Origin of the sequence: Binatus sp. (SeqCode), assembly GCF_036522015.1 — a bacterium.
Lineage (GTDB): Bacteria > Desulfobacterota > Binatia > Binatales > Binataceae > Binatus.
Map to the genome: position 1 here is coordinate 1 of NZ_DATDGQ010000375.1, position 11011 is coordinate 11011.

Here is an 11011-nt window from a genome sequence, read left to right on the forward strand (position 1 = left end):
AGGTGATCGACGCCAGGGCGACGTACGAAATCAACGCGATCACCGATCGCCGCAACCAGGATCTCGTTCGCAACCAGGTGGTCCCGCAGCAGACCGCCGATGAAACGCACGCCGCGATGCTCGAGGCGCGCGCATCGTGGATGTCGCTGCGGTCGCAGCAGGCCTACGAGCGCATCGTGTCGCCGTACGACGGCGTGATCACCGAGCGCAACGTCGATCCCGGCGCGCTGATCGGGTTGGCGACAGCGACGGCGTCTTCGACGCAGCCAATCTATTCGATGGCGACGCTCAAGCCGGTGCGCGTCTACCTGCAGATGGCGCAGGACGACGCCGCATTCATCGACGACGGCAACCCGGCAGTCGTCACGGTATCTCAGTTTCCGCGGAAGCAGTTTGCGGGCACCGTGACGCGCCATCCGAGCGCGCTGACGTCGCAGACGCGCACCATGCTGGTCGAAGTCGATCTACCGAACGACAATCAACTGTTGCTGCCGGGAATGTACGCGCACGTTAAGATTTCGCTCACGGGGAGTGCGTCGACGCCGATGGTGCCGGACGAGGCGTTGATTTTCAACGGCGACAAAACCTTCGTCCCGGTCGTGAACGCCAACCGCATTCATCTCGAGCCGGTCACGCTCGGCTTCGACGACGGCTTGCGATGCCAGATTGTCGAAGGGCTCAAGGGCGACGAGATGGTGGCGCTTAACCTCGGGCAGACCGCGCGCGAGGGCGAGGTCGTGCGGCCGATGCAGCAGCCGCAGAAATAGAATCAGGGTCCGCCGGCAAGTCCGGTTGGCGCCGAGCCTGCGCCGACTTCGATTCCTTTGCGAACGCGAACGTCCGCTCCCGGCTTGCCTGGAACGTCCACCTTCAGGCTGCGGTAACCGCCGGCGGTCGGGTCGGGCGCGAGGAATCCGACGGTGTACTGCTCGCGCAACTCGAGACTGATGTTCTCGCACGCACGACGCAGCGACTCGCCGTCGCCGGCTTCGCGGATGATGTAAGTCTTCGCGCCGGTTTCAGTCGAGAGGGTGTGCAGAGTCTCCGCGTCAACGTGCTCCATGTCGTCGCCGCCGATCACGAACGGACCGATCGAGACCGAGACTCCGCTGCTGCCATTCGGATCGCCGATTCCGATCGAGTACACCAGCACGCCCATCCGCCGCGCCTGTGCGACGACGTCATTGACCGTCGACGCGCTGGTGTTGTCCATGCCGTCGGTGACGACCAGCAGCGCTTTCTTGTCGTAGCGCCCGCGTTGCACCATCTGCAGCCCCTGCATGATCACGTCGAACAACGCGGTCTGCCCGTAGGCGTGCAGCAATGCGAGTCGCCGCATCACGAGATCGTGATTGGTCGTGAACGGCTGAAGCAGGAACGGATGGCTGGAGAACGCGAACAGGAACACGTCGTCCTTGTCGTTCAGATCGTGCAGGAACTCGGCGATCGCGGCGCGCGCCTGCGGAATCTTGGGCGTCATGCTGCCCGAAGTGTCCACCAGGATGCCGACCGAAACGGGAGTGTTCAGGTCTTGGCGAAAAAATTCTATCGGGCGCTGCTGCCCGTCCATGTAAAGTTTGAAATCGCCCTTCTGCAGCCCGGTGACGTAGGTCCCGCTCGGCTCGGTCACGGTCACGGTGACCTGTTCGTAACCCGGCTGCTGGCGCAACTCGCGGGTCGGCAGCACCAGTTCCTGGCTGCCCTGCGGAACCTGCGGCGGGATGTTGAGGGAGTCGGCGCCCTGCTTCGCCGGCATCGACGGCAGTTCGAGCGTCGAAGTTTCCTTGCCCTGACTATGCGGGATGATGAGCGGCGGCGGATTCGCGGGCGGCGGATTTGACAAGCCCTGCTGTAGCTGTTGCGCCGCGGCTGGGCCGCCGATCGTGAGCGCCAGGGCGATCACAGTGACGGTGATTGCGGAAATCAAGCTGCGTCGTATGCGTGGAATTCCTGGTGTCATCTCAATGCGAGCGCTGGGCGAAGCGGCATATCTAATGATCCTATTTGCTCTCGCCTTGAGCAAGCCGGACAATTTTCCGGACCGCGATTCGCGATCCCTCACACTCTGGACGAATTCGCCTAAGCAAAGTTTCAGGCGCGACGGCCGGTGACTCTGCGGAAACCTTAGCAATTGTTAATCTTCCTGAACGATCGTTTTAGCCCCGCGGCGCGCTTTCTTGTCTTGCGTTCCGATTTCGTCGTAACCTGATGGACCGCCGTGGCCCCCTGACCGCCACTTCAGATCCCGCCCGACCAAGGAGAAATGATGAAGTTCGGAATTTTTATGGCCCCCTTCCACCGCGTCGGCGAAAACCCGACGCTCTGCTTCGAGCGCGATATGCAACTGATCGAATGGCTCGACCAGCTCGGCTACGAAGAGGCGTTCATCGGCGAGCATCATTCGTCGGGATGGGAAATAATCTCGTCGCCCGAGATTTTCATGGCGGTCGCCGCGACGCGCACCCGGCACATCATGCTCGGCTCCGGCGTCGTCAGCATCCCGTATCATCACCCATTCCACGTCGCTAACCGGTTCGCGCTGCTCGACCATCTGACGCGCGGCCGTGTGATGCTCGGATGCGGTCCCGGCGCGTTGGCCGCCGATGCGCACATGCTGGGGATAGATTCGACTACGCAGCGCAAGCGGATGGTCGAAGGCGTCAGCGCGATTCTCCGGCTGTTCAACGAGCAGGGCAAAATTTCGATCGACGGTTCGTACTTCAAGCTGGTCGATGCGCACCTGCAAGTGAAACCGTTCCAGCAGCCCCACATGCCGGTCTTCGTCGCGAGCACTATCTCGCCGTCGGGGATGGTCGCGGCGGGACAGCTCGGATGCGGCGTGCTGTCGGTTGCGTCGTACGCGCCCGGCGGGCTGGACGATCTGATGAAGCGCTGGGCGATGGCGGAGGAGTCGGCGGCGGAGCACGGCAAGACGGTTGACCGCAAAAACTGGCGGATGGTCTTCCCGATTCACCTTGCGGAGACGCGCGAGGAGGCGATGAACGATATTCGCGACGGTGCCAACTCGTGGATTCGCGACTATTTCATCGAGACGCTCGGCACGCGCGTCCAGTTCGAGGAATATCCGAATCAACCGATCGAGGAGATGAACATCGATCGGATGAACGGGCGCGGCGGCATTTTCGTCGGCACGCCCGACGACGCGATTGCGCGAATCAAGGAACTGCAGCAGGCGACCGGCGGCTTCGGCGGTATCCTCGGGCTCGCTCACGAATGGACCACGCGCGAAAAGACGCTGCGCTCGTACGAGCTGTTCGCGCGATACGTCGCGCCGCAATTTCAGGGCCCGGTCGCCGAGGGGGTCAAGTACTCGAACGACTGGGCACGTGAGAATCGCGACCTGATGTTCGGCAAGGCGGTGGCGGGAATCCTGACCGCCGTGCAGGATTACGCGCAGCACAAGGCCGAAAAGGGCGAGCCGGTCCCTGAGATGATGACGCAACCGATAACCCGCGTCCGCCCGTAGAATGAGCGAAGATGTTCCGTTTGCGGTGCGGCGCGGCGACCTGATCAATCGCGCGATCGCCATTTTCTCGGCTGATACGCGCTTCCCTGCGGGATGGCTTGAAGGAAGTCTCGCCGATGGTTCCGCGGATTCGTACTCGGACATCGATTTGCATCTATCCGTCATCGAGAGCGCCTGGGATGAGGTGTGGAACGGCCGGCGTGGCGTGATCGAGCAAGTCGCACCGATCCTTGCATCACTAGATATCATGGGCGTGTTCGGCGTCGGGTGTTTGATGGCCGGGCCGGTGAAGCTCGACGTATTCTTTGAAAGAGAAGGCGGGCTCGCGTCGCGGCCGCGCATCGCGGTGAAGCGACTTTGGGGCGCGGCGGAAATCTACGAGCGCTTCAAAATCGGCGACGACCTCGGAGATCCCGCAATCAAGTTCGCGCTCGAATCCAACGTGCTCGGACTTCTGCAAGGCGCGACCTGGCCCGTGAGAATACTCGCGCGCGGGCAGATCGAGACGTTCCTATTCGGCGAGATCCTGCTGGTCGAGACGGCGTTGGTTCCGCTGATGTTGCTCGAAACGGATCGGCGCGCGTTCCATCGCAATATGTTCACGCGCGCGAAGCTGCTGCCGGCCGGTCGACGCGACGAATGCGCACGGCTGGTCGATCGCATCGAAACGTCAGTCCGCAACGGCGACCGCGCCGCGACGCGCGACGTGCATATCGAACTTTTCCAGAAACTCTGTCATCTCGCGCGCGCCGCATTCGCCCGATACGGCCTCGAATTCCCGCCTCGCGTCGAAAGTGAGATGGTCGAGTTCTACAAGCGCGAGTGGCCGATATGAGAGTTGGATAGTTCGCGGCTTCGGTGGTACTCAGAGTGCTACCCGGATCTAGAGGAGTACTCCGATGGACGCTCATGCCGAGATTGCACGCGCGATCGATAACTATCGCGACAAAGTTGTCGCGCTCAGCCACGAGATTCATGAGCATCCTGAGCTTAAGTTCGAGGAGCATTTTGCATCCGATCTGTTGAGCAGGGCCGCCACCGAAATGGGGCTCGAGGTTGAGCGCAAAGTCGGTGGGCTCAAGACTGCATTTCGCGCTGAGTTCGGGGGCAAGGGTCCCGTCGTTGCAATCCTCGCCGAGTACGATGCGCTGCCCAATGGGCATTCGTGCGGGCACAACCTCATTGCGGGCGCGGCGCTCAGCGCCGTTGCGGGTTTGAAGAGCATCGCGGGCAAACTGCCGGGGCGAGTTGTTTTTCTCGGCACGCCGGCTGAGGAGGGCGGTGGCGGAAAAATTATACTGATCGAAAACGGCGCACTGCGCGGCGTCGATGCGGCTATGATGGCGCATCCGACCGACGCGGAATTCTGCACGATGCCCGCGCTCGCCACGCAGCATCTCAAGCTGACGTTTCATGGTCACGGCGCGCACGCTTCGCTGGCGCCGTGGGACGGCTCGAGCGCGCTGGCCGCGGTGATCCAGACTTTCCAGAGCGTTGATGCGATGCGGCTGCATATGCGCGACGGATCGCGCATTCACGGCATCATCACCGACGGCGGGCAGGCGGTGAATATCATTCCGGAGCGGACGGAGTGCCTGTTCCTGGCGCGCGCCAAGAGCAGCAAGTACGCGAAAGAGATCGGCGCACGCGTGATCCGATGCGCCGAGGCGGCCGCGATGGCGACCGGGACGCGCCTCGAGCACCTGGTCGAGGGCGGCTACAAGAATCTGATCAACAATCTCAGCATCGCGCATCGTTACGCGGCACATAGCGAGACGCTCGGCACAATATCGCGCGAGGCGCCGGAGAACACGCCCACCGGCAGTACCGACATGGGCGACGTAAGTCACGTGATGCCTGCGATACATCCGTCGTTCGCAATCTCGAAACACGGCGAGGGCAATTGCCACGAGGACGCGTTCGTCGCGCACGCTGATTCGAAGCGCGGCTACGATGCGATGATTCGGGTGGCGAAAGCGATGGCGATGACGGCGTACGACCTGCTCGCGGAGCCGGAGTTGATGGCGTCGGCGAAGAAGGAGTTCGAAGCGCGCAAGGAGAGCTGAGTCGGGGAAGGGTAAATCACTTTATTGAATGTGAAACCCACCGTGGGTTTCACACTTCCTTGGGCAGCGGTGACCCCTGCACCCAGTGTCATCCCTGTTAGAACTTTTATTGCGGGAAAAATCGAGAGGGTCTCAGTGGCAGCCGCAGCTGCCGCCGCAACATCCGCCGCCGGTCATGCTGCCGCTGCCCGATGTGCCGGAGTTGGCCATTGCGGACGCGACTGCGGCGGCGCTGTCGCCGTTGCTGCCGCGCGCCGCGAACGTGGACATTTCGCGCGTCAGCTTCGAACCGTGACAATGCGGGCATTGCGGGCCGCCGTCGCCGGGGCGCACGAACGCTTCGAAAGAGCGGTCGCAGTTCGCGCATCTATATTCGTAAATTGGCATGCCTTCCCTATTCAGCGAGCGGTTGCGCGTATTCGACCAGCACGCCGCGCGTGGCCTTGGGATGCAGGAAGCAGATCAGGCCGGCCAGGCCGTGGCGCGGCTTCTGATCGATTAGCTGGATTCCCTTAGCGCGCGCCGCTTCGAGCTCGCGCGCGACGTCGTCAGTCTCGAAGCACACGTGATGCAGACCGCCGCCGCGTCGCGCCAGGAACTTGCCGACCGCATTGTCGGCGTCGAGCGGCTCGAGCAGTTCGATTTCGCTCTCGCCGGCCTTGAGCAGCGCGGCGCGGACGCCCTGCTCTTCGATCGTCGCGCTCCTGGTGAAATGCAAGCCGAGCGTGTCGCGCCAGAATCTCAAGCCCGCATCGAGATTCGGCACGACGACGCCGACATGGTGAATCTTCTTGAGCATCGTCGCGCTATTGATGATGATCGAGGCACAGCGAGCGCTGCTCCTTGTCCCATCTGACCTTCATTTCGTCCGAGCCCAACGTAGGATGCTCGGCGCGCGTCTGCGCCAGCTTGCTGCATGCGGCCTGTACGTTGCCCTGCTTCTCGTAAATTATCGCAAGCTGGAACTTCGCTTCGTACCAGAGAGGGTCAGACTCGGCGGCCGTGTTTTCGACCGCGGTCCATCGCTCGTTGGCGTCCTTCCAGTCGCCCTTGGCTTGGGCCTGACGAGCCAGACCTGCGTTCGCATCGGGCGACGCCGGATCGGCTTTCACGACCTCCTCGAAGACCTTGTTCGCCTCGGCTTCGTTGCCGGTGGCGTGAAGGGCCTGGGCGTAGATCGACAGCGTACCAGTGAGATTCTTGACCGGGATCTTGCCTGACGCGGCCATCTCAGCGAAGCCCTTGTAGGACGTCACGGTCAACTTCGCGTTGGCCTTATAGGCCTTGTCGTCGTTGCTATCCTTGGCGGCCTGCGCAGCCTTCCAGAACTCGATTCCAAGTCCCTTGATGAAATCCTGCTTGGCGGTATCGCTCTTGGCGCGTTCGACGAGTGCGGCAACGTCGGTATTAACTTCGTCGTACCGGCCGAGATGATCGAGCGCCGTGATGCGCCAATCGACCACGTCCTGGAACTTCGCGCTCATCATCGGGTAGTTCGATTCGTAGCCGACCAGCAGCGGCGCGACCTGCGCGTAATCGACGTGATCCTGATCTTCTTCGAGGATCGAGGCGAGCATGTAGGTAGCTTCGCCCCGAATCTCGCGAATCGCCTTCTTGGCGGCGGGAGTGTTGGCTTTTGCCTCGGCGTCGTGTCCCATCTTGATCGATTGGTTCAGGTTGTCGAGCGCCAGCTTTCTGAGCTGCTCGGTATCGACCTTGGGAGCCTGCCCCTTGGTATCCTTGGCGTTCGCAGCGGCACCTACGAGAATCTTGTAGTAGCATTCGGCGGACTTGAACTTGGCAGTGAAGGTAAACTCGGGGTCGCCCTTGACCTGAGAATACAGCTTGGCGGCACCCAGGAGATCGCCCTGCTTCTGGAGGCGCTCGGCCAGCGCGACTTGCAGCTCGGCGGCATGATCACCGTTTGGAGTCTTCTGCAGATAGTCGTTCGCGTCTTTCACCCACTGACTTTCGAGCGCCGTATCTTTCTCACCGCTCTTCTGCCATCGGTCGTGCGCAAGGCTGTACTTCAAAAACTCGGCCTGGCTCGCCTCACCGCCACCAGTGGCTGCAATCTTGGTGAGCAGCGGCTCGACCAGATCGTAGCGTTTCTCACGCTGATAGATCTCGGCGGCGAACCTGCATGCCTTTGGATATTTTCCAGTGTCGCACGCCTCGGAATAGTACTTCGCCGCGCCCGGTTCATCCTTGCGCGAGAGCAATACCGCGGCTAGCAGCCATTTTTCGAACGGGTCGTTCGTGCTGCCGAATTCCTCGACGGCGTTGGATGGGAACTTGGACGCCGCTGCGACGTCGATCGCCCAACCTTCCTTGTCGTTCTCCTTGGTCTTCATCGCGTCGACGATCTGCTTGTGATACTCGGCTTTCTTGGCGGAGTCGCTGGTGGCTCGTTCCGCGCTGAACAGAGCCTGCAGCTGAAGCATCTGGTTGCCGCCGGCCTGTTTGCCTCCCCCTCCTCCTCCACTCATGCAATACTTGGTTGCTTCTTCAGCCTTTCCCATCTTTCCGAGAGTCGTGCAGAGACCTTGCTGGGCGGCCGCATACTGCTGTGTGCCGGTGCCATCTTCCTGGATCTTTTTGAAGTCGGCGATCGCGTGATCGTATTCGGCGTGATCGAACTTGCCCAACTCGCGCTCGCAATAGGCGCGGCCGAGCGTGTTTTCGCGAATCAGGTTGGGATCGGGCATCGCCAGCATGCTCGCAGTAAAGCCGTCGATCGACTGGTTCAGCAATTTCTTTGATTGTTCGGCGCTGTCGTCAAACAGAGTAGTCGCCGCGGTGAATCGCAGCCAGGCGAGCGGATATGCGGCCTTCAATGCCAACTGCTCGGGCTGGTCGTAGTCGCATTGCCCGCCGTTGTCGATCTGCGCGATACAATCGTCTTTCTTTTTGGACCATGACGTTTGCATCCGATCGAGCATCGATTCGAGCTGATGATAAATAGGGATCATCGCGCCCTTGTCCACCTTGCCGCTCGACGTGAGCTTGGCGAAGTTTCCCTCCGCCGCGTCGAGGCGGCCGATTACCTGGTCGGCGGTTGACGGGTTGGACTCGGCCGAGGACATCTGGCCGGAGAGGCCCGATACCTCGCTCTCGAGTTGTCCGATGCTCTGCGCCGCGGCGATGCCGGCGGTGAGCGCAAGCGCGAAAAATGTGGCTAGCATCACCGTCAGGCGATGCGAAAAAAGCGGACGGTTCATTTGTCTAATCCCCAAAATGCTGTTCCCCGGGAAATTGTGGCCTTACATAAGGATAACGGAGCGATAACGTCAAGCTAATTCAAATACTCGCGCAACCTCAGGGACGCTGGCAAGCGAGCAAATTCTGGCAGTGCACCCTTCGATCGACGGCGCGTCCAGCCGGTTGTCGCGGTCGATAAGCACCGCGGCCATGCCGAGCGCCGCAGCAGGGGCGAAATCGAGATGCTCTGAGTCGCCGACGTGCATCGCCTCGCGCGCGGTGACACCCTCGCGCGCAAGGGCAGCGTCGTAAACCTCGCGCCGCGGCTTGGCATAGCCGGCCTCTGAGGAGATCGTAATCGAATCGAAATAACGGGTCAGATCGAGGCCGTCGAGAATTCGATACAGGCGAAAGTCGAAGTTAGAGATCACGCCCAGTTTGAGTCCATCAATCTTTAGACGTTGAAGCATCGGCGCAGCTTCAAGATCGGCAATCCAATGGCTGGGATTGGCAAAGTGGGCGAAAAGAGCGTCGAAGTAGGCGTCGAAATTGGGAAATTTGCCGAGCGGCGCGAACGTCTCGCCGACCCGCTGCCGCCACCATTGACGCTCGAGGCGACGAACCTCGTCGGGCCGCAGACCGAGTCCGAAGGCCAGCCCCGGCGCGGCACCGAAAGCACGGCGAAAACTGGCGGCGACGGCATGTTCGGGAGCGTCGAGGCCGAAATCCCGCGCGAGGCGAGCGTATGTGCGTCCGATCGGCTCACGGGGCTCGAACAGCGTCCCGGCAGCGTCGAAAAATACAGCCCGCATCAAGAAATGCGAACCGTCACGGAGTTTCGTCTTTCACGGGAGGCAGCGCCAGCGGTTCGGCGGGTGGATTGCGCCGCGCCCACCAGAAGACATCGCACAGCGCGCCGCATGCTGGGATGTAGATTTTGGGCGGCTCGGGAGCGACGATCTTCTTCTCAGGTTCGTACGGCATAGAAATTAATTATAGCGCTCCCCACTCCGGGTCCCCCTTCCCGCGAGGCCCGAAAAAAGGGTTAGGGGTTAGGTTCCTCATCACTGTAGACCATCCCAGATCTGGATCAGCACGCCGAAGGCTGATTGCGGCGAGATGAAGTATTGGCGCTCGCCGCGCCAGTTGCGCTTTTCGTCAACCACGCGGACCCCGTCGCGCTTGAGCTTCTCGCGCGTCTCGTCGAAGTCCTTCAAGTCGATCGACACGTGATGCATCCCCTCGCCGTAGCGCGAGATGAACTTGCCTACGAAGTCGTTGTCGGGCTTGTGCGCCGGGCTCTGGATGAATTCGAGCTTGAAGCCGGCGACCTCCAGATGGCCGAGGTCGAAGTTGCCCTCTGAATTGCTCGTGTGAATCTCGTGACTGATTTTCGTGCCGGGAAAGTAGTTGGTGAAGAACCTGTAAGCCGCGGCGATGTCTTTGACCGCCAGCGACACGTGATCGAAATACGCCAGTCCGTCGGGCGCCGGCTTCGGATGCGCCTGTTCCCAGTTCGGCGTGTGCCAGAACTGGATCAACGCGCCAAAGGCGGAGCGCGGCGAGATGAACGCGGTGGCGGAGCCAGAATCGTACTTCTGCTCGTCAACGACGCGCACGCCGCCGGCCTTGAGCCTGGCGACGAGTACGTCGAGACCGTCCGTCTCGATCGACAAGTGATGCATCCCCTCGCCGTGCCGCTCGATGAACCTGGTGACGAAGCCGGGCTTGCCGGGCGGGTCCTCGATCAGCTCGACGACAAATCCGCCGAGATGGAAATCCTGCCAGTAGAACGAGCCGCTGACCTGCTCGTCGAGCGATTTGGCGCCGCGCAATTTAATCGGAAAATACCTGGCGAAGAAATCGTAAGCGCGATCGATCGACTTCACCGCAATCGAAACATGATCGAACCTCAACCGGACATCGTCAGTCGCAGCCATCCTTAGGTGAGTCTCCTTTCGAGAAAAATATGCGCCTGCCTTCGCGGCGCGTCAGGGCCGGAAGCGCCACAGTAGCCGGAACGAGTTGCGCAGCACCAGCGGCCATCCGTTGGCGACCTTTCCGGCGTACATGCGAACCGATTGCTCGACGCGCGAGATTGCCGGCACGTCAAAGAAATTCGAGCCTCGCGTCAAGCCCGCCGCCCCCGTCAATCGTTCGCACAACTATATAGCCGCCGCCTTTGAACGGACCCGCGTTGAAAATCTGCGTCGGACCAATCCGATCGACGCCGGCGGATTCGTGGATATGTCCCGAG

At 61.3% G+C, this 11011-nt stretch carries 11 protein-coding genes; 4 read left to right on the forward strand and 7 right to left on the reverse strand.

The genetic code is table 11. The features are described from left to right. On the forward strand, positions 1–767 hold a 767-nt coding region (locus tag VIW95_RS16025; RefSeq protein ID WP_331588373.1), incomplete at its 5' end, for an efflux RND transporter periplasmic adaptor subunit. 2 nt (positions 768–769) lie between these two features. Here VIW95_RS16025 and VIW95_RS16030 read toward each other — a convergent pair. Continuing rightward, positions 770–1927: a VWA domain-containing protein gene (locus VIW95_RS16030; RefSeq protein WP_331588375.1), complete on the reverse strand. Its 1158-nt coding sequence runs from the start codon at positions 1925–1927 to the stop codon at positions 770–772. 339 nt (positions 1928–2266) lie between these two features. On the opposite strand from VIW95_RS16030, the gene VIW95_RS16035 reads away from it, so the two are divergent. From VIW95_RS16035 to VIW95_RS16045, 3 genes are all read left to right on the forward strand, one after another. Further along, positions 2267–3487 (forward strand): LLM class flavin-dependent oxidoreductase, encoded by a 1221-nt coding sequence (locus tag VIW95_RS16035; RefSeq protein WP_331588377.1) that lies wholly within the window; start codon positions 2267–2269, stop codon positions 3485–3487. A gap of 1 nt (position 3488) precedes the next feature. Further along, the gene (locus VIW95_RS16040; RefSeq protein ID WP_331588379.1) at positions 3489–4322 is read left to right on the forward strand and encodes a hypothetical protein; all 834 of its coding nucleotides are present in this window, start codon (positions 3489–3491) and stop codon (positions 4320–4322) included. Between the two features lie 64 nt (positions 4323–4386). After that, the gene (locus tag VIW95_RS16045) at positions 4387–5553 is read left to right on the forward strand and encodes a M20 family metallopeptidase (protein WP_331588382.1); all 1167 of its coding nucleotides are present in this window, start codon (positions 4387–4389) and stop codon (positions 5551–5553) included. A gap of 132 nt (positions 5554–5685) precedes the next feature. On the opposite strand, the gene VIW95_RS16050 is transcribed toward VIW95_RS16045, so the two are convergent. The 6 genes from VIW95_RS16050 to VIW95_RS16075 form a co-directional block, all read right to left on the reverse strand. Continuing rightward, complete coding sequence (locus tag VIW95_RS16050; protein ID WP_331588385.1) at positions 5686–5940, reverse strand: zinc ribbon domain-containing protein; 255 nt, start codon at positions 5938–5940, stop codon at positions 5686–5688. A gap of 7 nt (positions 5941–5947) precedes the next feature. Then, positions 5948–6352, reverse strand: coding sequence for a methylmalonyl-CoA epimerase (gene mce, locus VIW95_RS16055; RefSeq protein WP_331588387.1), 405 nt, complete (start codon positions 6350–6352; stop codon positions 5948–5950). 7 nt (positions 6353–6359) lie between these two features. Further along, entirely contained in the window at positions 6360–8774 is a 2415-nt protein-coding gene (locus tag VIW95_RS16060) for a hypothetical protein (protein WP_331588389.1), read from the reverse strand. A gap of 69 nt (positions 8775–8843) precedes the next feature. Then, a complete protein-coding gene (locus VIW95_RS16065; protein WP_331588391.1) occupies positions 8844–9566 on the reverse strand; it encodes an HAD-IA family hydrolase in 723 nt (240 codons plus the stop codon). A 16-nt stretch (positions 9567–9582) separates the two neighbouring features. Continuing rightward, positions 9583–9738 (reverse strand): hypothetical protein, encoded by a 156-nt coding sequence (locus VIW95_RS16070; RefSeq protein WP_331588393.1) that lies wholly within the window; start codon positions 9736–9738, stop codon positions 9583–9585. An 80-nt stretch (positions 9739–9818) separates the two neighbouring features. Beyond that, positions 9819–10694: a VOC family protein gene (locus VIW95_RS16075; protein ID WP_331588395.1), complete on the reverse strand. Its 876-nt coding sequence runs from the start codon at positions 10692–10694 to the stop codon at positions 9819–9821. Positions 10695–11011 lie beyond the last annotated feature (317 nt).

What these genes read in the sequence shown, in the direction of transcription:
- VIW95_RS16065 (WP_331588391.1), bottom strand. Translation starts at nt 9,566, where the DNA reads ATGCGGGCTGTATTTTTCGACGCTGCCGGGACGCTGTTCGAGCCCCGT.
- VIW95_RS16040 (WP_331588379.1), top strand. Translation starts at nt 3,489, where the DNA reads ATGAGCGAAGATGTTCCGTTTGCGGTGCGGCGCGGCGACCTGATCAAT.
- mce (WP_331588387.1), bottom strand. Translation starts at nt 6,352, where the DNA reads ATGCTCAAGAAGATTCACCATGTCGGCGTCGTCGTGCCGAATCTCGAT.
- VIW95_RS16035 (WP_331588377.1), top strand. Translation starts at nt 2,267, where the DNA reads ATGAAGTTCGGAATTTTTATGGCCCCCTTCCACCGCGTCGGCGAAAAC.
- VIW95_RS16045 (WP_331588382.1), top strand. Translation starts at nt 4,387, where the DNA reads ATGGACGCTCATGCCGAGATTGCACGCGCGATCGATAACTATCGCGAC.
- VIW95_RS16070 (WP_331588393.1), bottom strand. Translation starts at nt 9,738, where the DNA reads ATGCCGTACGAACCTGAGAAGAAGATCGTCGCTCCCGAGCCGCCCAAA.
- VIW95_RS16075 (WP_331588395.1), bottom strand. Translation starts at nt 10,694, where the DNA reads ATGGCTGCGACTGACGATGTCCGGTTGAGGTTCGATCATGTTTCGATT.
- VIW95_RS16060 (WP_331588389.1), bottom strand. Translation starts at nt 8,774, where the DNA reads ATGAACCGTCCGCTTTTTTCGCATCGCCTGACGGTGATGCTAGCCACA.
- VIW95_RS16050 (WP_331588385.1), bottom strand. Translation starts at nt 5,940, where the DNA reads ATGCCAATTTACGAATATAGATGCGCGAACTGCGACCGCTCTTTCGAA.